This is a genomic window from Enterococcus sp. DIV2467a (genome assembly GCF_050532945.1).
GTDB classification, from domain to species: Bacteria; Bacillota; Bacilli; order Lactobacillales; family Enterococcaceae; genus Enterococcus; species Enterococcus faecalis.
The window spans coordinates 2500772-2521040 of sequence record NZ_CP172896.1 but is presented as its reverse complement, the minus strand read 5'-3'; the positions used below and the strand labels follow the sequence as shown (position 1 = coordinate 2521040).

At 37.5% G+C, this 20269-nt stretch carries 22 protein-coding genes and 1 pseudogene; 16 read left to right on the top strand and 7 right to left on the bottom strand.

The genetic code is table 11. From position 1 onward, the window contains the following. The first annotated feature begins 77 nt into the window (after nt 1-77). From tyrP to IGL80_RS11890, 3 genes are all read left to right on the top strand, one after another. On the top strand, nt 78-1496 hold the full coding sequence (tyrP, locus tag IGL80_RS11900) for a tyrosine-tyramine antiporter (protein ID WP_002355453.1): 1419 nt from the start codon (nt 78-80) through the stop codon (nt 1494-1496). A 124-nt stretch (nt 1497-1620) separates the two neighbouring features. Beyond that, nucleotides 1621-3027: a Na+/H+ antiporter NhaC gene (nhaC, locus tag IGL80_RS11895; RefSeq protein ID WP_002358632.1), complete on the top strand. Its 1407-nt coding sequence runs from the start codon at nt 1621-1623 to the stop codon at nt 3025-3027. A gap of 355 nt (nt 3028-3382) precedes the next feature. After that, the gene (locus tag IGL80_RS11890) at nt 3383-4300 is read left to right on the top strand and encodes a hypothetical protein (protein ID WP_002358633.1); all 918 of its coding nucleotides are present in this window, start codon (nt 3383-3385) and stop codon (nt 4298-4300) included. 51 nt (nt 4301-4351) lie between these two features. On the opposite strand, the gene IGL80_RS11885 is transcribed toward IGL80_RS11890, so the two are convergent. The 3 genes from IGL80_RS11885 to IGL80_RS11875 form a co-directional block, all read right to left on the bottom strand. Beyond that, nucleotides 4352-4801: a YehR family lipoprotein gene (locus IGL80_RS11885; RefSeq protein ID WP_002355456.1), complete on the bottom strand. Its 450-nt coding sequence runs from the start codon at nt 4799-4801 to the stop codon at nt 4352-4354. A 138-nt stretch (nt 4802-4939) separates the two neighbouring features. Then, entirely contained in the window at nt 4940-5446 is a 507-nt protein-coding gene (locus IGL80_RS11880; RefSeq protein ID WP_002355457.1) for a phosphatidylglycerophosphatase A family protein, read from the bottom strand. A 131-nt stretch (nt 5447-5577) separates the two neighbouring features. Continuing rightward, nucleotides 5578-6531, bottom strand: coding sequence for an L-lactate dehydrogenase (locus IGL80_RS11875; RefSeq protein ID WP_002358635.1), 954 nt, complete (start codon nt 6529-6531; stop codon nt 5578-5580). A 167-nt stretch (nt 6532-6698) separates the two neighbouring features. On the opposite strand from IGL80_RS11875, the gene IGL80_RS11870 reads away from it, so the two are divergent. Beyond that, complete coding sequence (locus IGL80_RS11870; RefSeq protein WP_002358637.1) at nt 6699-7061, top strand: DUF4809 family protein; 363 nt, start codon at nt 6699-6701, stop codon at nt 7059-7061. A 15-nt stretch (nt 7062-7076) separates the two neighbouring features. Then, nucleotides 7077-7487: a DUF4809 family protein gene (locus IGL80_RS11865; RefSeq protein ID WP_002358638.1), complete on the top strand. Its 411-nt coding sequence runs from the start codon at nt 7077-7079 to the stop codon at nt 7485-7487. 46 nt (nt 7488-7533) lie between these two features. Here the strand turns inward: IGL80_RS11865 and IGL80_RS11860 are convergent, their stop codons facing one another. Further along, nucleotides 7534-8361: a LysR family transcriptional regulator gene (locus tag IGL80_RS11860; protein ID WP_002358639.1), complete on the bottom strand. Its 828-nt coding sequence runs from the start codon at nt 8359-8361 to the stop codon at nt 7534-7536. Nucleotides 8362-8502: 141 nt separating this feature from the next. Here IGL80_RS11860 and IGL80_RS11855 point away from each other — a divergent pair, with 141 nt between their 5' ends. Together IGL80_RS11855 and IGL80_RS11850 are read left to right on the top strand one after the other, a co-directional pair. Further along, nucleotides 8503-9471: a TDT family transporter gene (locus tag IGL80_RS11855; RefSeq protein WP_002355462.1), complete on the top strand. Its 969-nt coding sequence runs from the start codon at nt 8503-8505 to the stop codon at nt 9469-9471. 20 nt (nt 9472-9491) lie between these two features. Beyond that, complete coding sequence (locus tag IGL80_RS11850) at nt 9492-10451, top strand: GDP-mannose 4,6-dehydratase (RefSeq protein WP_002358640.1); 960 nt, start codon at nt 9492-9494, stop codon at nt 10449-10451. Nucleotides 10452-10464: 13 nt separating this feature from the next. Here the strand turns inward: IGL80_RS11850 and IGL80_RS11845 are convergent, their stop codons facing one another. Beyond that, nucleotides 10465-10812, bottom strand: a complete 348-nt coding sequence (locus IGL80_RS11845; RefSeq protein WP_002355464.1) for a winged helix-turn-helix transcriptional regulator — start codon at nt 10810-10812, stop codon at nt 10465-10467. A gap of 111 nt (nt 10813-10923) precedes the next feature. Between IGL80_RS11845 and IGL80_RS11840 the strand changes: the two genes are divergently transcribed. Both IGL80_RS11840 and IGL80_RS11835 read left to right on the top strand, forming a co-directional pair. Next, a complete protein-coding gene (locus IGL80_RS11840) occupies nt 10924-11541 on the top strand; it encodes a nitroreductase family protein (RefSeq protein WP_002355466.1) in 618 nt (205 codons plus the stop codon). A gap of 186 nt (nt 11542-11727) precedes the next feature. Further along, nucleotides 11728-12741 carry a lipoate--protein ligase gene (locus IGL80_RS11835; RefSeq protein WP_002358641.1) on the top strand — a complete coding sequence of 338 codons (1014 nt, stop codon included), beginning with the start codon at nt 11728-11730 and terminating at the stop codon, nt 12739-12741. A 70-nt stretch (nt 12742-12811) separates the two neighbouring features. On the opposite strand, the pseudogene IGL80_RS11830 reads toward IGL80_RS11835, so the two are convergent. Next, nucleotides 12812-13667, bottom strand: a pseudogene (locus IGL80_RS11830) (M48 family metallopeptidase). A 182-nt stretch (nt 13668-13849) separates the two neighbouring features. Next, complete coding sequence (locus IGL80_RS11825) at nt 13850-14185, bottom strand: hypothetical protein (RefSeq protein ID WP_002358645.1); 336 nt, start codon at nt 14183-14185, stop codon at nt 13850-13852. Between the two features lie 114 nt (nt 14186-14299). On the opposite strand from IGL80_RS11825, the gene IGL80_RS11820 reads away from it, so the two are divergent. From IGL80_RS11820 to IGL80_RS11790, 7 genes are all read left to right on the top strand, one after another. Next, nucleotides 14300-14584: a hypothetical protein gene (locus IGL80_RS11820; RefSeq protein ID WP_002364844.1), complete on the top strand. Its 285-nt coding sequence runs from the start codon at nt 14300-14302 to the stop codon at nt 14582-14584. 4 nt (nt 14585-14588) lie between these two features. Continuing rightward, nucleotides 14589-15524 carry a LacI family DNA-binding transcriptional regulator gene (locus IGL80_RS11815; RefSeq protein ID WP_002355472.1) on the top strand — a complete coding sequence of 312 codons (936 nt, stop codon included), beginning with the start codon at nt 14589-14591 and terminating at the stop codon, nt 15522-15524. Between the two features lie 170 nt (nt 15525-15694). Beyond that, the gene (locus IGL80_RS11810; RefSeq protein WP_002358646.1) at nt 15695-16291 is read left to right on the top strand and encodes a nitroreductase family protein; all 597 of its coding nucleotides are present in this window, start codon (nt 15695-15697) and stop codon (nt 16289-16291) included. A 42-nt stretch (nt 16292-16333) separates the two neighbouring features. Next, entirely contained in the window at nt 16334-17179 is an 846-nt protein-coding gene (locus IGL80_RS11805; RefSeq protein ID WP_002358647.1) for a VOC family protein, read from the top strand. A 128-nt stretch (nt 17180-17307) separates the two neighbouring features. Next, nucleotides 17308-18069, top strand: a complete 762-nt coding sequence (locus IGL80_RS11800; protein WP_002375902.1) for a DeoR/GlpR family DNA-binding transcription regulator — start codon at nt 17308-17310, stop codon at nt 18067-18069. Between the two features lie 12 nt (nt 18070-18081). Continuing rightward, the gene (locus tag IGL80_RS11795; protein WP_002358648.1) at nt 18082-19482 is read left to right on the top strand and encodes a M24 family metallopeptidase; all 1401 of its coding nucleotides are present in this window, start codon (nt 18082-18084) and stop codon (nt 19480-19482) included. An 87-nt stretch (nt 19483-19569) separates the two neighbouring features. Further along, a complete protein-coding gene (locus IGL80_RS11790; RefSeq protein WP_002355481.1) occupies nt 19570-20220 on the top strand; it encodes a uracil-DNA glycosylase in 651 nt (216 codons plus the stop codon). Nucleotides 20221-20269 lie beyond the last annotated feature (49 nt).

The following is a 20269-nucleotide window of genomic DNA, read 5'->3' as shown; positions in this document are numbered from 1 at the left end:
AGTCGAATGACTGTTTTACTCAGCGTATAACAGTCATTCATGCTCCTTATCCAAAATCTTATAAGGAGTGTACAAAATTGGATAAACAACAAGTTAAAAAAATTGAATTAGGTACTTTTATCGGTTTAACAATGGCATTGTGTGCAACTGTACGTAGTATCCCAACACTTGCTGCTGTTGGTTGGACATTAATTTCTTACACAATTTTCGCGGTCTTATTCTTTGCTGGTCCAATCGCATTGATATCTGGTGAATTATCTACGATGCTTCCTCAAGAAGGTGGCCCTCAACTTTGGGTTAAAACTGCCTTAGGTAGCAAATGGGGTTTTGTTGTCGCTTGGTTACTATGGGTGCAAATGTTCCCAGGAATGGTAATGGTTGCTTCTACATTAGGCCCTTTGCTAGGTAATACATTTGGTAATGTTCACTTAGGTGAAAATCATTGGTTCGTATTAGGTTGTATCTTAGTGATTTACTGGATTATTACAATCTTGAACTTGAAATTTGACATGGCGAAAGTTGGCGGAAATATTGGTGTTTGGCTAGGTGTTTACATCCCAGTATTAGTTATGTTTGTTTTAGGTCTTCTTTCAATGATTAAAGTAGGCTTAACACCTGGTGGCTATTTAGGTGCCTTCTCTTGGTCAAAAGTTTTACCAAACTTAGAAAATATGGACACATTTAAATATCTAGCAGGGATTGCGTTTATCTTTGTTGGGATTGAAATGTCTTCTGTTTATATTCCTCGTTTGAAAGATGCAACAAAAAATTATACAAAAGGCGTTTTCATTTCATTAATTGGTTTAGTTTTATTAAACGTTATTAATGCAATGTTTGTTGCTAATATTGTTCCAAATGGCAAAATGGAATTGTCTAACATTACACAACCAATTTTGCTTTATTGTGACGTTTTAGGTTTACCAACAATTATTGGTAATATCTTTAGTTTCATGGTCTTCTTAGGTGTGTTATTACAATTATCTGCTTGGGTTACTGGACCATCAAAAACAATTATTCAAGTTGCTCGTGATGGCTTATTGCCACCAAAATTTGGTTTCCATCGCGAAAATAAATATGGCGTTTCTCGTAACGTTGTGTTAACACAATCTGTGGTTATCTCATTATTCGCTTTACTTTATGGGGTAATGGATGATGTCAACGCTGTATTCTTAACTTTAACAAATGCAACAACAATTATTTATAGTATTGTGTATGTATTGATTGCGATTTCCCTAATTAAATTACGTAAATCTCAACCAGATACACTACGTCCTTACCGAATTGGTAAAAAAGGTAATGGCTTAGCTTATTTAGTGGCAGCAATGTTAATTTTTAGTGTTATCATTGTTATTTTCGCCACATTAGGTACAACAACCGTGACTGATGCAGTCTTAGTTGCATTAATCACTATTGTCATGTTTGTGATTCCGTTAATCATTAATCGCTTTAAAAAAGCAAGTTGGGCAACGGAAGTAAAAGAAGATTTAGGTGAATAAAAAGGCCAGCAATTATTTTGCTGAGTGCCTCTTCATCTGATGACTATAGTAAATTGTCGTTTGGAAACTGAAGCAAGTTCGATTATTGCTTCAGTTTTCGCTTTCCATAAAAGGAGGTTTTCATATGAAATCAACGAAACCCACTGTTTCGTTCGCTGAAAGTTTAGGCATTTTGGTTGCCTTGTTAGCGATTCTCGGGTACTTAATTATTGGTCAAAAATTAACCCCTCACATACCGATTCTTTTTGTATTCATGTTGTTGTTGCTTTATGGCAAATGGAAAGGATTTTCTTGGGATGAGATCCACGAAGGCATTGTGGAAGGGATTAAACCAGGGATCATTCCGATTATTATTTTCTTGTTGATAGGTGTCTTAGTTGCTACTTGGATCTTGTCTGGGACGATTCCAACAATTATGGTTTATGGTTTTAAAATTATCTCAGTGAAGTTCTTCTTACCAACCGTTTTTGTGGTCTGTGCACTAGTTGGTGTGACGGTAGGGAGCTCCTTTACGACTGTTTCAACTATGGGGATTGCCTTTCTAGGTATTGGACATATTCTTGGATTCGACAATGCGATGACAGCTGGTGCAGTTGTTTCAGGTGCCTTTTTAGGGAACAACATTTCACCGTTATCTGATACAACAAACTTAGCTGCTGGAATTGGTGGCGTGAACCTTTTTGAACATATACTAAACATGATGTACACTGTTATTCCGGCGTTTATTATTTCGATTGTCGGCTATATCTTCTTGGGGCATCAATCTGGTTCGGCGGATTTACAATCGGTTGATGCAATGGTCCAAACGTTACATCAAGGATTCTGGATTTCACCGATTACATTGTTGCCAGTAGCGGTTTTATTCTTATTCGCCTGGAAAAAGGTACCGGCTATTCCAACGTTACTAGTCGGCTCTACAGTGGCGGTCATCTTAGCTTTTATAAATGATCATCACCTAAGTTTAGCGAAAGTTTCTACCATCTTAATGAGTGGTTATGTGGCAGATACAGGGGACCAAAGTATTGATACACTTTTATCTCGTGGTGGGATTGAAAGCATGTTAGGTTCTGCTGCGTTGATTATTTTGGCATTAGGTTTGGGCGGCTTGTTGATTAAGTTTAACATCGTGGCTACTTTAATTGATAAAATTAAAGGCTATGTGAATAATCCAGCTAAATTAATCGCTTTAACTGCTTTAAGTTCTGTGGGAATTAACTTACTAGTTGGCGAACAATATTTGTCAATTATTTTACCAGGGGAAACATTTAAATCCTCATTTACTCGTTTAGGTATTGATAAAAAATATTTAACTCGTACTTTGGCAGATGCTGGGGCGGCAGTCAACTCGTTAATTCCTTGGGGAGTTAGTGGTACCTTCATTATGGGAACGTTAAAAGTTGGTGCACTAGAATACTTACCGTATGCCTTTTTCCCATTGCTTTGCCCTATTATCACCGTCATTCTGGGGATATTCTTAAAAAAACAACAAGGGGAAAACAAAAAAGCACCAGGGACTAACGTTGAATTGTGAGTTTTTTCAGATAATTAAACAATTGGTTACGATTGAACCTCAGTGTATCTACTGATTGGTTCAATCGTTTTTTCGTCACAGATTTTTACAATTCTTCATATAATCTTTGAAGCTCCTTAAAGGCAATTTAATTATTCTAAGTTATGATACAAAGGATCAATCAAATAGGTGGATGAACGTGGTGTTAAACTCATAGAGACTAACAGTAGTTTATTCTTGCTCAATGTTGAGGTGTAGGTTCGAATCCTACCGTCCACTTTCTGTTATTTAAACCAACTTAGAACGAAACACAAACAAGTGACGGATACACATGATTAAGGTACAATAAGGGTAGGGAAAACAAGGAGGAATTCTTATGAAAAAGATAGGGCTTATTTCTAGTGCTTTTCTTTTAACCCTTGCTTTAGCAGCATGCGGCGGCGGAAAAAGTACAGAAAATACGGATAGTCGTTCCAGTGCTGCGGAAAGTACCACAGTCGAGAGTACAAAAGCATCTGCTACAAAAGAATCAAGTAGCAAAGCAACAACAAAATCTAGTGATGCGAAACCGTCAGGAACAACAACAGCTGATTCGAAAGCAACAGCTTCTTCTACGAAGGAAGCGGCAAATAATGGCTCAGCAGAGAAGCAATCACCAGCGAAAAATGCGAATCCAGATGACCAAGCCAACCAAGTGCTTAACCAGCTAGCAAACATGTTTCCTGGTCAAGGCTTACCGCAGGCAATTTTAACGAGTCAAACGAATAACTTTTTAACTGCAGCGACAACTTCACAAGCGGATCAAAACAATTTCCGTGTTTTATATTATGCAGAAAAAGAAGCGATTCCAGTGAATGATGCACGTGTCAATCAGTTAACGCCAATTAGTTCTTTTGAGAAAAAAACATATGGCTCTGATGCCGAAGCAAAAAATGCAGTGAACCAAATCATTGACAATGGCGGTCAACCAGTAGATTTAGGTTACAATATTACTGGGTATAAACAAGGGGCGGCAGGTTCTAGTTACTTATCTTGGCAAGAAGGCAATTGGAGTTTAGTCGTACGGGCCTCAAATATCAATGGTGAATCGCCTGATGATTTAGCGAAAAATGTTGTCAACATTTTGGAACAAGAAACATTACCAGCACCGAATACCGTTGGTCAAATCACACTGAACGTGGCAGGAACCACTGACTATAATCGCAACTCAGTAGTTTGGCAAGCCGGTACAGTCGTTTACTCTGTCCATCATTTTGACCCAATTCAGGCAGTGAAGATGGCAACATCGATTTAAATAATCAAAAGAAAGCGTGCAACAATGCCCATTGTCGCACGCTTTCTTTTATTATTTTTGTTCTGTATAACCTTGTGACTCCACCAATTCTTGGCTTTTCTTCATGCTAATTCCCTTAGAAGAATCTCCATCAATCTGGATACCATCCACTTTTTTTGCTTTATCATAATCAAGTTTTTCATAATTAATCGTCAATTTTTCGATGGCTTGTTTGTCCTCATAGGTCAGTTTGTAATCAAGCCCTTTGATGTCCTCATATTGTTTAGAAACGGGTTCCAACGCTGTTTTTGCCTCTTCTTTTGTAATCCCCAATTTGTCATAAGAAACAATGTTTTTAGCCGTTTGCGTTAAGACTTTATCTCCTTGGTACGTATAGGTTAAGGTGGAATCAATCCCATCTTGTGGCGAACCTACAAAGGTTTTTGTCTCTATTTTTGAACCGCAACTTGCAAGAAAGAATACCCCAATAAAAATTAAAAATACGCGTAAAAACTTTTTCATTTCTAGATAACCTCCTTTAGCTGTTTATTCTTGACTGTAACATAACACGGCAAATAATTACTGTTAAGTAGAAAGCTTGTGAGAAGTCCAGCAAATAAAAAACTTGCCTCTTCTCATAAAAATGAAGAGGCAAGTTTTTTATTTAGTAATATCACTTAAATCTGGTTGTGAGTGGGCCAACCGACTGGCAGCCGCAGCCGCAATTGCGCCCACGATATCATCCAAGAATGTGTGGACATGTTCGCCATCATGCGCATTTAACTCTTTTAAAATGCCTGGTTTTACCTTGTCGATATACCCATAGTTCGTAAAACCGATAGATCCATAAACATTTACAATGGAGAGCGCCATAATTTCATCAATGCCATAAAGCCCTTCATCTTCCGTTAAAATTTCTTGTAACGGTGAGAGTAGCTTGTTTTCTTCTGCCAGAATATCCAGTTGGACACCTGTAATAATCGCGTTGTGTACTTCACGCTTTGTTAACACGGCATCAACACTTTCTAAACAAGTATCTAATGTTAAATTGTCAATATAATCTTTTTGTAAAAATAACACAAGTTCAGCTAAATCATTCATTGTTACGCCACGTTCTTGCAATAAACGACGTGCGCTATTTTCTAACGTATCTCCTTGGATTACCATTTTTTGTCCTCCTAATTTCTGCTTTAGTTGAAGTTCTTCTTTCATGGTACCAAAAAGAACGATAAAGGGGAATTAGAATCTATTTTGGTAGAGAATAATTTAGTTGAAGTGTTATTTTTAGTTAAAAATTACTAAGCGTTCGGTTGTAACGATGCCATCACTTGTTTTAATTGTGTCACTGATTTTTGGAAGAGTTCTTTTTCAGCGGCATTCAGATTCAATTCAATAATGTCAGTCACACCTTGATTGCCAACGACTGCAGGAATCCCTGTAAATACATCTTGTTGCCCATATTGCCCATCTAAGTAAGCTGAGACAGGTAAAATAGCTTGTTCATTATTTAAAATGGCTTTAACAATGCGTGCAGTACTCATACCAATCCCATAATAGGTCGCTTGTTTGCGATCGATAATTTCATAAGCTGTATTTTTCACTTTATCAGAAATGATTGGTAAATCGTCACTAGTTAAGCGCTCTGTCGTATCCACAATTTCTAAAATAGGTTTGGTACCAATCATGGTATGAGACCAGACAGCCACTTCAGAATCCCCGTGTTCGCCAATAATATAGCCGTGAACATTGCGTGGATCAATCGCTAAACGTTGAGACAGTTCTTTGCGGAAACGAGTTGTGTCCAAAGTTGTACCAGTTCCAATTACTCTTGAAACAGGTAAACCAGAAGCTTGCCAGGCCACATAAGTCAGTACATCGACAGGATTTGAGGCAATCACTAAAATTCCATCAAAACCAGATTTCATGATATTGTTAACAATTGTTTTCATAATTTCTGCATTGATTGAAACCAAATCTAGACGACTTTGCCCAGGTTTTTGATTAGCGCCAGCTGTAATCACGACGATATCGGCATCTTGGCAGTCTTGATAGTCGCCAGCCCAGACGTTTACATTTTCTTGACCCCAAGACACACCATCTAATAAGTCAATTGCTTCGCCTTCAGATTTGGCTTTGTCAATATCAACTAAGATTAATTCATTCGCAATCCCTTGGTTGATCATGGAATAGGCAATACTTGTGCCAACAAAACCAGTACCAATAATTGCGACTTTTTTGTTAAATACTTTCATCGTTCATCTCTTCTTTCTGTAATATTTCTTTCTTAGTGAATTATATCACGAACTTTTTAGGTGTGGTTATACCAATCTGTAATAGTCTTTATTAACAATTTAAATAAGGGAAGCGTGCTTTTTTTGTTATGATAAGAGTAGGAAAATAGAGGAGATAAGGAGGCAAAATGACAACGACAACAGTGTATTATGCAAGCAATAATGAAAAACAGCCGAACTGTTTTCAACTAGTTATCGGTAGCTGTAGCTATGAACTTCCAAAAATAGAAATCTACGAAATCTTGGAATGTGTCGCTTCAGCATATGGCTATCAAAAAGAACCATTCATTGAAGAACAAACAGAATGTTTTGTTAAAGGCAACCGTTGTATACATGTTTCCCAACAAGCGACGACGTTGACTTTTGTTGTGAATGATCTGCGTTTAGTAATGGAAAAACAATGCCGGAATCACGAAGAAGTCTTTCGAGAAGTAAATCATATTTTATTGAATATTTTTGAGGAGACCCCTTGTGTTTTTCTCGAAAAGTAGGAAAGAAGGATTAAGATGAAACAGGTGAAAATAACAACTACCTCAGACTTGATTAATGGCGGCTGCAATGCCTGTCCGAATGTGAAGTGTACGAATTATCTTGTTCATGTAGAAGATGAAACAATTGCGTTAGAAACGCTAACCGTTGCAGATTTAGTAACTTTATTAGCACTCAAAGAAGGGTTTCGTCAAAAATTAGTTATGGAAATGTTCGAAGAATATACGGTGTTTGAAAGGGAAACTCATCAAGTTGTATTCAAGGAAGAGGAAACGAGAATTCTTTTTCAATCAAAAAAACAGACCATTCAAAGCACTCTTTTGTGTAAAGAGCCACAACAAGTGTTCCAAGAAACCCAGCAAATTTTACACCAACTATTTGAGTTAGAACCTTTTGAATTTGAATTGGTAGAGGAAACTGATGAATAAAAAACAGGAAAACGATTTAGCGAAAGCTAAGTCGTTCTCCTGTTTTTTAGGTTTGTCGTTCACGAATTTTTTCAACGATTCGGTTATAAACTTCAGAGAAGGAAGTATTGGCATGGTGATCGGTCTGGACAATGAAAATTTTTCGAGAAGCAAAGGACTGATCAATTGGTTGCCAAGGGATCTCATCGGAAATAGATAATCGAGAAACAATTGATTGCCCAATGTTATTTTTTAGCAATTGTAACAGGACTTCGTTGTTGTTTAATTCGATAATTGGTAAGTTGATGCTGTGTTCGTTGAGATAAAGCTCATTGAAAAAACGTAAGCCAGAGTTCTTTTCTCTTAAGAGCCAAAATTTTGAAGCGGCATCTCCTGCTAGAACTAGTTGATCTTCATAAACAATTTCTTTGTGTAGATTTTTGGTTTCAATGGGTTTTTCAATTAGTCCAATGTGGGCATGATTATTTTGAACCATATCCACGACTTCGTTTGAATTCATCAGTTGAATCGAAAAATTGATGAGTGGAAAAGCGGTAACCAAACTCTCCATAATATCTGGCAGTAAATAAATAGCAACTGTATTTGAAGAGGCTATAATGCAGTCTTCTTTAAAATTCTCTTTTTCTGCAGCTTGCGCAAAAGAAGTAGTTAAGCTTTCAATAATCGAGAGCATTTTTGGATATAAAAAATCAGCTTCTTTGGTTGGAATAACCGATTGTTTTCCATTACGATAGAACAGCTTGATCGAAAAGTGTTGCTCTAATTTCTTGATTTGCAAAGAAACAGTTGGCTGAGAAATATACAATTGTTTGGCCGCCGCACTAAAATTTTTGGTTTCATACACAGCAATAAATGTTTTGATCCATTCGAACATAAAATCGCCTCTTTCTATTTACTATCTTAATAGTTGGTATTGAAAATATTTATTTTACAAATATAAATATTTCATTTAGTATAATAACATACTTTTGATTAATATCAATAATAATAAATAAAGACGGAGTGTGACTACATAATGGTAGAAAGTGCGAAAAAATTCTTGCGGAAAGTCCCGATTCCCATTTGCGGACTAATTTTAGGGATGGTTTCTTTGGGGAATTTACTTTATTCCTTGGGATATGCAACAATTGGGACCATTTATTGTGTACTTGGCAGTCTCTTAATGATTTTAGTTATTTTAAAAATTATTTTTACAATGAAACATGCATTAAGCACCTTAGATGATCCAATTATTGCTTCGGTATCACCAACATTTACAATGGCTTTAATGGTTATCTGTGTTTTCTTAGATCGGATATTTACCAATGCTGCTTGGATTAATGTGTTGTGGATTGGCGCAGTGATTTTACATTTTATTTTAATGATTTATTTTGTAGCGGTGCATATTTTTCCAACAAAAATCGAACTGGAACATATTTATCCAAGCTGGTTTATTACGTTTGTCGGCATTGGCGTTATTCCTAATACTTCTCAATTGTTTATCAATGAGTTGGGAAAAATTGTTTTTTGGGTAGCGTTGTTCTTTTATTTACTCTTGTTACCAATTTTAATCAAGAGAATTACGAAGTCGAAAGAAATGCCTGAATCGACCATTCCTTTATTGACGATTATGACAGCGCCAGGTTCGTTATGTTTAGCTGGCTATATTTCAATGGGTGGTCATTTGTATATGCCATTAGTTGTTTTCTTGCTAATTTTATCTCAATGTATTTATGGGATTGTAGTAGTGAATCTATATAAAATTATGCAAGTGACATTCTATCCAAGTTATGCTGCCTTTACATTCCCATTAGTAATTTCTGCGACAGCATTAGTCAAAGTTAAACCTTTATTTGCAGAAAAGGTAGGCCTAACGAGTCTGTTAAATATTTTGTCTACTTTTGAACTTTTATTAGCTGTGGCTATTGTAAGTTATGTGTTCATTCGATATTGCATTTTTTTATTCCAAAGAGAAAATAACACGAAAAAAGTGGAATTAAATTAAAAAAGAGAGGAAGCAAAGAGGTGAAGAAACTATTAATTACTGGAGGAGCTGGCTTTATTGGTTCTAATTTGGCTAATTTTTATAGTCAACAGTATCAAGTTTTTGTGATTGATGATTTGTCCATGGGGCGAGTGTCAAATTTGCAACAAACTGAGCAGTTGGTTTTTATTAAAGGAAGTGTGACGGATCAGCAATTATTGGACGAAGTACTTTCAAAGCATTCGTTTGAGTATATCTTTCATCTTGCGGCCGTGGCAAGCGTGGCAAGTTCTGTGGCACAGCCTCTAGAGACCCACGAGGTCAATTTTTTAAGTGTATTGAAAATACTGGAATCAATAAAAAAATATCAAAAAAAGCTCAAACGTTTTGTTTTTGCTTCGTCGGCAGCCGTTTACGGTGCAGAGCCAACGTTGCCTAAAAGAGAAACTTCGGTGATTTGCCCTTTGAGTCCCTATGCTATTGATAAGTTTGCTGCTGAACGTTATGTTCTCAATGAATACCATTTACACGGGGTACCCACGAGCGCAGTTCGCTTCTTTAACGTCTATGGTCCCAATCAAAATCCTGCTTCACCCTATTCTGGTGTCCTGTCCATTTTGATGGATCGTTATATCCAGTTAGAACAAGGGCAAGCGAGCCAATTTCAAATATTTGGAGATGGTCAGCAAACACGTGACTTTATCTACATTGAGGATGTCCTAACTGCATTAAATTTAGTAGCAACCAAAAGTGAAGCGTTGGGACACGTTTATAATGTGGGTACCGAAGTTGCCATTTCCCTTAATCAATTAATTGAAGAAATGAACCAATTAGTGGGACTTTCTTTGCCAGTTTCTTATCAAAAGGAACGAGATGGCGATATAAAATATTCTCTTTCAGATAGTTCTGCTTTGAAAGGCTTAGGTTTTTCACCCGTTTATTCAATTCAAGAAGGACTTCAAAAATATCTTAAGTTTACCCATAATACCCAAAATAGATAAAAAAAGACGAGACTTATTTGTTAAGTCTCGCCTTTTTTTGTGCAAATGTTTCGCCCCAATGGCAGAGTGAAGAGAGGGCATCGTAAAGAGCATATCCTTCCGGAGTGAGCGTATATTCCACACGAGGGGGCAGTTCGTTAAAGGATTCTCGATGGACTAGGCCATCTTTTTCCATTTCTCTCAAGCGATCTGTCAGGACGCGCTGAGTGATTCCGTCGAGCGCACGCATCAATTCACCGTTGCGCTTGGTTCCTTGGAATAATTCATCCATTAATGATAATTTCCATTTGCCGTTAATGGTGGAAAGGGCTAAGTTGATACTGGTTTGTTTATCAGTTGTCATAGTTTCTCCTTGTGACACGTAATGGTTACTTTTTTCTTCCTAGGTGAATAAAAAGTGCGTACTTTTTTTCTCCATCATAGTGAGTAATAATAACTATGTCAAGTAAGGCAAGAGGAAGGAAGAAGAAATATGATGTATCAAGATGTTGTTCGCAGCCGCCGTTCAGTTCGGGATTTTATGCCAGATGTTGAGATTCCTAAAGAGGAATTAATGGCCATAATTGAGGAAGCGATGTTCGCGCCAAATAGTACCAATTTAAATTCATGGCGTTTTTTAATTGTCACAGAAAAAGAACAAAAAGAGGCCCTTTACGAAGTTTCGATGCAACAACCAGCAGTTAAAGGGGCAGCGGCGGTGATTATTTTATTAGGTGATTTGACTGCTTATACAGTGGCCAATGCAGATGAAATCAGTGCTAAAGCTGTCGCACAAGGAACGATGACGGAAGAAATTCGTCAAGGAATTAATGAAAATGTTTCTTGGTACTATGATGTTAGCGAAGAACAAAAAAGAGAGTGGCTAATGTTAGACCAAGGCTTAGTTGCAATGCAGCTGATGCTTTCTGCAAAAGATCGAGGCTATGATACTGTGGCGATGTCTGGGTTTGAAACGGAAGCTGTTCGCAAGTTATTTAATATTGAGGATCATTTAGTGAACGGACTGATTATTCCGATTGGTAAAGCTCAAACACCCGGCTTTGAAACAGTCCGACGAGATGTTTCAGAAGTAGTAACTTGGTTAGATTAAAAAGCTAAACAGTTCTGCAATTGCTGTTTATTAGATTTTGAGCGTGGAACAAACATCCAAAGTGATTGTTGTCCCACGTTCTTTTTTTGTTGATCATCCGCTTTTGAGAATGGCCAGAGAAGACGTTTAGTGAACCAATTTTGAAAGAAAGTGATACACTAGAAGAAAAAGAAGTGGGGCGACCTTATGCGTTATGTCATAATGCAGTCACGAGATATTCGTGAAAATTTAGCAACGGAAGATTATCTATTAAACACTCTCTCTTTTGAAGAGCCCTTAGTGTTGTTTTATATTCAGGAACCCTGTGTTATTTTAGGCCGAAATCAAAATGCTTATGAAGAAATTGACTTAGCTTATGCTAGAGAGAAGGGAATCGTTATTACTCGCCGTTTATCGGGCGGTGGTGCTGTTTATGATGATCTCGGGAATGTCAGCTTTAGTTTTGTTGTTCAGGAAGGACATCAAGCTTTTGGGGATTTTAAAGCGTTCACTAAACCAATTATTGAAGCATTACATAAAATGGGCGCAACGGGGGCCGAGATTAGCGGTCGCAATGATTTATTAATTGATGGGAAAAAATTTTCTGGCAATGCCATGTATACAAAAAAGGGGAAGATGTATACTCATGGTACCTTGATGTATGATGTTGGTTTGGCAGAAGTTCAACGTGTCTTAACTGTTTCTAAGAAAAAAATTGAATCAAAAGGGACAAAATCTGTTCGGGGACGCGTAACCAATTTACGGCCGTACTTAGACGAAAAATATCAACAATTAACCATTGAGGAATTTCGCAATCGTTTACTGATGGAGCTCTTTGATGTCGAATCTCTAACTGAAATTGCGGAGAAAGAATATGTCCTAACCAAAGCAGATCAGCAGGAAATTAGGAAATTGGTCGCTGAAGTGTATGGCAATGAAGCTTGGATTTTTGGTGAAGCGCCTAAATTTACGATCAAAAAAGAAGAAAAGTTTAAAGGCGGCATTGTGGATGCACGTTTGACTGTTGAAAAAGGTAAAATAATTGAGTTAACGATTTATGGTGATTATTTTGCCAAAAAAGAGACAACGGAAATCGTTGCAGCTTTATTAGGTGTGGACTATCAGTATTCATCAATTTGGCAAGCATTAGCAGCGTTTAACTTTGAAGACTACTTTGTAAATATCACTAAAGAAGAATTTGTTCATTTATTGGTGGATTAATAAACGTGCTGGGACAAAAGTTAAAGAATCTTTTGTCCCAGCACGTTTATTTAATGATGGTTGGCTCTCGCTAGAAAAATTTTCCATGAACATCCCAATTGCCAGTATCTTTGGCTTTTTTCAATGTTTGCATTCGACGGAAGCCAACAGGATGATCGGATAAGAAGTTACTCAATTTAAGCCAGATGGTATCATCATGTAAATCAATACTGTGAAAGTATTCTTCTAAATCCACACGACTGCCCATGTATTTTCCTGAAAATAAATAAATCATGCTTAAAGCACCTTCTTCTGCGTAGTATAAACCTGCGCGATCAGCGGTATATTCTTGCGTTCTTGTAAAACTTTTATCTAACGCAACTGGTTTCAAAATAATGGATAACATTAGTCGCCATAAATTAGTGTGCCCACATTTATGGTGTCCTAGCTCGTGTGCCAAAATAAAGCGAATCAGCGAAAAATCGCCTGTATTGTACGCGATGTCCAACAAATCACTGTGAATGACAACATAGCGTCTGTGTAAAGAGCATTTTGCCGCAAAAGCGTTTAAGACACCATTCCCGTTGATTAAATAAAGACGTGGCATCCTTAATTTTTTAGTGCCAAAGCCCATTTCTTTTGCCAAATCAATATACAAGGAATAAATTTCTGGTATATTGATTTTCTGTAATTTCCACTCCGTTAGAAGCAGTATCCATGTACATATAACGAATGGTAAAAAAAGCAATGACTGGCGCAATTGGCGCAATTAAGACAATTAATAACCAGTCAGGAATCGGCAAATCACTCAATATCAATAAAGCGACTAACCCCAATGCGAAAAACAATAAAACAAAACCAATGATAATCATTGGTAATTCAAAACGATAACGTAACTTAGCAACAGAAATTTCTTTCTTTTTTTCCTGCGGTTGACACATAAACATTCCTCCCCAAACATTTCCCAAACACTTTTTCAAATAAAATGACTTATCTGTTACTTCTAATATACCATTGGTTAATCGATAATGACAATGGTGGGAACTTGAATAAAGGTAATTATATCAAGTGATTAATGAAAGGGACTCGTTGTACGCAGGGAATTGGTCTATCTTGATTAAATAAAATTTTAATAATCTAACTGTTTTAGACGTAATAAAGTAGTTTCTGGAGTTAATTTTTTAATAACATACAAACGCAAAATCGCATGTTCAATTTTTTGTTCTTCTGGCGATAGCGCCGAATTTATATAGGATAACTTCTCGATTAAATAGGTTAAAAATGAGCCAGCGCCTTGGCTGCCCACTAAAAAGCCCATTTCTTCCGTTTCGGTTAATTGTTGTTTTTTTAAGTGGTAAATTTCTTGTGCAAGTGCCCCCGAGATAATGATTTCATCTGTTTGCTTGTTCAAATTTGTTAGTAAGTCGCTTTTTGTTGCTACTGTAACAGTTTCCATTGCACTCATCCTTTGCTTTTATATGATACATCTAGTATAACATGGTCTCACTTTTTTTATTTTTCCTCTTGCTCTGGTACGCGTTTCATAAGGTAAGCTATGTGTATCAAAATATTGGAGGGCATGAAAATGAATGTTATAGTGGAGATAAGCGATAGACTTGGTATGGATTACTATTTTGTCTCGGTGACTACGACGGCCAAAAGTCTGCAGTTAAATAGTCCCAAAAAATACTATAAGATTTGGCATCAAGAAATTCCGTACCATCAGATAACGGAGTGGCACTTGACACAGCAGGAGGATATTCAGGAAATTTCTTTTGCTTGGCAGGAGACCTTTTATCGTTTTGTTGATTACGGGACAGGGATTGTGCCTTATTTAACTCAATTTTGTAAAGTAATGGGGTGAAAGTATGACAACAATTCGAGAAATTGCGCGCCTTTCAGGATCTTCAGTCACGACTGTTTCGCGTGTGATTAATCATCATCCGTATGTTTCTGAAGAAAAACGACTGAAAATCCAAGCAATTATCGATGAGTTGGGCTATAAGCCCAATATATTAGCGAGAAATCTTAGCTTTGGGAAAAGTAATACATTAGGTGTCATGGTTCCTTATACGAATCAACCTTATTTTGATGCTATTTTAAGTGGGATTATCCACCAAGCATTTCAGCAAGGGATGATGGTCAGTTTGTTACCAACGGATTATGATAAAGAAGTTGAAAAAAGTTACTTGGAAAAAATGGCCACGGGTGCGTTTGATGGCATGATTGTTTTGTCAAAGGCAAATCCTTTAAGTGTGTTTGCTCCGTATAAAGAGCAAGTTGTTTTTTGTGAAAAAATAGAAGACCCTAGTTATGCTAGTATCTATATCGATCGTTTAACCGTTTATCGGCGGGTTTTCCAAGCGTTGAAACAACAAGGATGTAGTGAAGTGGCAATTACGATTAACCGTGCACCAGAAAAAAGTACAAGCGCACGCTATTTAGTTGACGCATATCAGGAAATTTATGGAGTGATTCCTGAAAATCGGTTATTTAAGGACTGTTTAACCTATGAAGATGGGTGTGAAGTAGGACGACACTGTGGGCAAGATCCAACGCTCCAAGCGGTTGTGACCAACGGTGATGAAATTGCTGCAGGGATTCAAGCCGTTATTGAAAGACCACTCTTTTTAGTGGGACAGGAGCAAACTTTATTAAGTGAAATTTTAAATTTTTCAACAATCTGTCATCCATTAATGGAATTAGGGGAAAAAGCCACACATTTATTTCAAGAAAAACGGCCGAAAACGATTCAATTGACTTCTACATTTATTAATCGACAACCAGATTTTTCTTTTTCTTAGAAAAAAGCTGGTTGTTTTTTCTTTGGTAGAATAAGGTTTTTCACTAAAAAATAAAAAAACTTACAAAAAGTAAGACAAAAAGATTTACTTACTTTTAGTAAGGTGGTATAGTAAGCATGTAAACAAAATTAAATGAATTTACTGAGGAAATTCGAAAGGATGAACATATTATGTCAAAATTTACTGAAATGATGAAAAACCGTCGTTCAATCTATGCTTTAGGAGAAAACTTACCAATTTCAAAAGAAGAAGTAACTGCTTTAGTAAAAGAAGTTGTTAGAGAAAGTCCAACAGCTTTTAACTCTCAAACACAACGTGTTGTGTTCTTATTCGGCGATGCTCACAAAAAATTATGGACAATGACTGAAGACGCCTTAAAACCATTAACTCCAGCAGAAGCATTTCCAAACACACAAGCTAAATTACAAGGTTTTGCAGCTGGTGCGGGCACAATTTTATTCTTTGAAGATACAGATATCGTGAAAAACTTACAAGATAGCTTCCCATTATATGCGGATAACTTTCCTGTTTGGTCTGAACAAGCAACTGGTTTAACACAAGCGAACGTTTGGACTGCCTTAGCGCAAGAAAATATCGGCGCAAACTTACAACACTACAACCCAGTCATTGACGAAGCGGTTGCTGCAGAATGGTCAATTCCTGCAAACTGGAATTTACGTGCACAAATGGTCATTGGTTCCATTGAAGCGCCAGCTGGCGAAAAAGAATACATGGAAGATAGTGCTCGTTTTAAAGAATTCAACTAAATCATTGCTTTAGTAAAACGAAGAGGAAAGGAGTGAAAGCAAATGGTTCAAGCATTACCAAGTAATATTGGGATTCAACAAGTCACTTTGAAAGTGGCTGATTTAGATAAAATGGTAAACTTTTATACGAAAACAATTGGCTTAAAACTTTTAAAACAAGGAGAGGGACGTGCTTGGCTAGCGCCACAAGGCACCAACGATGCAATTCTTGTCTTAAAAGAACTAACAGCTGGGGAAGAAAATCAGGGTACCACTGGCTTGTACCATATTGCTTTCCTGCTACCAACCCGCAAAGATTTAGGCAATATGTTGCTGTGGCTTTTGCAGGAAAATGTGCAAATTGGCGCAGCAGATCATGGCTATAGTGAAGCCCTTTACTTAAGTGATCCAGAAAATAATGGCATCGAAATTTATTGGGATAAACCAGAAGAAGTCTGGGATATTCGTCCAAATGGTGAAATTATCGGTGTGACAGAAGAATTAGACGGTGATAGTTTAGCTGCAGAAGCTGACGGTCACTGGCTAGGAATTTCCGAAGGTTCTAAAATTGGGCACATTCATTTGAAAGTGGCCGATTTAGATGCCACTGAAACGTTCTATAAAAACTTAGGGTTTGGCTTAAAGTCTAACTTTGGTCAACAAGCGAAGTTTTTTGCAGCGGGTCAGTACCATCATCATATTGGGACAAATACATGGAGCGGCAAACAGCTGCCAACGATTCAAGAAAATCAATTTGGCTTAGAAAATTACACCTTCCGTTTACCAACTGCGGCAGATTTAGAGATCGTCCAAGCCAATGCGGAAGAAGCAAAGTTACATTTTATTGCCAAAGATCATTTACTTGCGTTAGAAGATCCTAGCGGCATGATTATTCAATTTACCTATTAAAACCACTCTCAAACTAGCCCTTCGTTAGAAAATGAAGGACTAGTTTTTTTGTCTTGTTTGCATTATTTTGCATTTGTTTGCAAAATAATGCAAAAGATGCTATCTTTACTTAGAAGAGGTGAGGAAACATGTTGATTGAAGAACGTTTAGCCAAGATTCAAAAAATAGTGAATGAACAAAAAAGTATTTCCATGGAAGCGTTAGCGGAGCAAGTCTCCGTTTCAAAAGATACTATTCGACGAGATTTAATTCGTTTAGAAAAGGAAGGACATTTAAAGAGAACGCACGGTGGCGCTATCTCAGTGCAGTCTGAAGCAACTATTTATGATTATGCTCAACGAATAATGAAGCATCCAGAGAAAAAACAAGCCATTGCCCAAAAAGTTTGGGCAAATATTCCCAAACAAGCGTCCATTTTTTTTGATTCATCAACCACGGTGGAAGCAGCTATTCGAGCGATGGAAAATAGTCCGATTCACGCGATCACGAACTCTCTCAGTCATGCGCTACTTCTAGCGCAAATGGATCAGACAAAAATTACAGTATTACCTGGGCAACTGCATAAACAACAACTCTTTTTGTTTGGGGCAGAAACAGTCGCTAAGGTTGGGGAATTTGCCCCCGACTATACATTATTAGGTGTGTTTGCGTTATCTGAACAGGGATTATTTATTCACACAGAAGAAGAAGGTCAAGTCAAACGGCGAATGATTCAACAAGGCAAACAAGTCATTGCCTTAGCAGACCAAACGAAATTAAACAAAACGGGTTTATTTAAAATTTGCGAATTAACAGAAATTGATTGTTTAGTGACAGATACACGACCTGATGAAAAATTCTGTGAGCAGTTAGCGCAAGCAGGCGTAACGTTGATTGTCGCAGATGAATAATGGAGGATAATAATGAAGCGAAAAATTAATTATACACATATTGCTGAACCTACTGTTTTTGAGAATGTTTTTCCAACGTATTTGACGAATGAAACGATGATGGCGCGTAAGCAGAAAGTATTACAACGAATGGAAACAGAAAAATTCGATCAATTAGTTTTCTATGCAGACAAAGAGCATGGCAGTAATTTTGAATACTTAACTGGCTTTATTCCGAGGTTTGAAGAAGGACTCCTTGTGTTAAATAAGGATGGTGCGACGACACTTATTTTAGGCAATGAAAATTTAAAACTGTGCCAACATGCCCGCATCTCAGCCGATTTAATTCATTATCCAGCTTTTTCGCTACCTAATCAACCAATGGCTGGGGAACAAAAGTTGTTGCAGATTTTTGAAACGCTTCTCGATGAAACTGCTCAAAAAATAGGTATCGTTGGTTGGAAAATGTTTACGACACAACAGCAAGAACCCGCTACGATGTTTGATGTGCCACATTTTATTGTCGAAGCACTGAAAAAAGCGCTACCTAAAGAAGCTCGTTTACTAAATGGGACCCACTTATTGATTGGAGCAAAGGGGGCCCGCACAACAAATAATGCCAACGAATTGGCGCACTATGAATATGGGGCGAATTTGGCTTCTCGCAGTATGTTAAAGGCCTTAAATGCAATTGAAGTAGGACAGCGTGAAACGGACATTGGGGCTTTGTTAAATGATGAAGGTCAAACGCCGACGGTAGTAACCATTGCGGCAACTGGTCAACGTTTTGAATATGCAAACATGTATCCGACTGCCAAAGAAATTCAGTTAGGTGATGCCTTATCATTAACTACAGGCTACAAAGGCGGCTTGTCTAGCCGAACAGGTTTTGTTATTGAAAACGAGCAGCAATTGCCAGAAGCGCAACGTGATTATTTAGAGCGCGTAGCAAAACCCTATTTTCAAGCTGTCGTTCACTGGCTTGAAACCATTCGAATCGGACTGTTAGGACGAGAAATGTACCAAGCGATTGAAGAACAGTTACCAAAAGAAATCTATCACTGGCATTTGAATCCTGGGCATTTAGTTTCGGATGATGAATGGATGTCGTCGCCTATTTATCCAGATTCAGCCATTCGCTTGGAAAGTGGCATGCTCTTTCAAGTGGATATTATTCCTTCTGTACCTGGTTATACAGGGGTGAGTGCAGAAGAATGTGTGGCTTTGGCTGATGAAACATTGCAAAAAGAGATTCAGCAAACTTATCCAGACATGTGGCAACGGATTGCGACACGCAAAGCCTATTTAAAAGAGACATTAAAGATTGATTTACCATCGGAGGTTTTACCAATGTCTAATTTAGTTGGTTACTTACGGCCTTTTTATCTAGCTAAAGACAAAGCTTTGTGTGTAGAAAAACCAGCTCCTAAATGAGTAGGTCCCTTTTTTTGAGTTTCTTTTGGGTCCTATTTATAATTAATATAGCGAAGGAAGAACACCAGAAGAGAGGCGTGATGGTAAATGCACTATCCTGAACATCTGAAAAAAGCAGTTTTAGCTAAAGCAAAAGACTTACCATTAGAAGGGTTTGTGGAAGGTCAAGGTCCGCAACAGCCAAAAGTGATGCTGATTGGGGAAGCCCCTGGAAAAGAAGAAATTAAAGAAAACGTACCATTTATAGGGCGTTCAGGTCAATTGTTGATGGAACAATTACAACAAGTTGGCTTAAGTCGTGAAACGGTGTATATCACCAGTGCGGTTAGGAGTCGACCTTTTTCTGTAAAAACGAAGCAGATTGCAAAAACGGGAGAAAGAGTAACCAAATTTCCTAATCGAACGCCAACCAAAGAAGAAATCAAAATTTTTGCGCCTTTGCTTGATTGGGAAATCGCTGTTTGCCAACCTGAACTAATTTTGACACTGGGGAATATTGGGTTGCAACGACTTTTAGGACCAAAGCCAACAATCACTGCAGTGCACGGAACGGTCATTCAGTCGCCCATTCAAACATTTGATGAGCAATCACAAAACTATCATTGGACGCAGAAAACCTATCAAATCATTCCACTCTTCCATCCAGCGGCTGTCTTTTATAATTATCGTTTAAAAGAAGTCGTGAAAGAAGATTGGCAAGTGGTTCAAAAACAACTGCAACTGCTTAAGAAAGTTTAAAATGAGAAAAATAAAAGGATGGTTGTTTTTTCGAAGAGAGAATGCTACC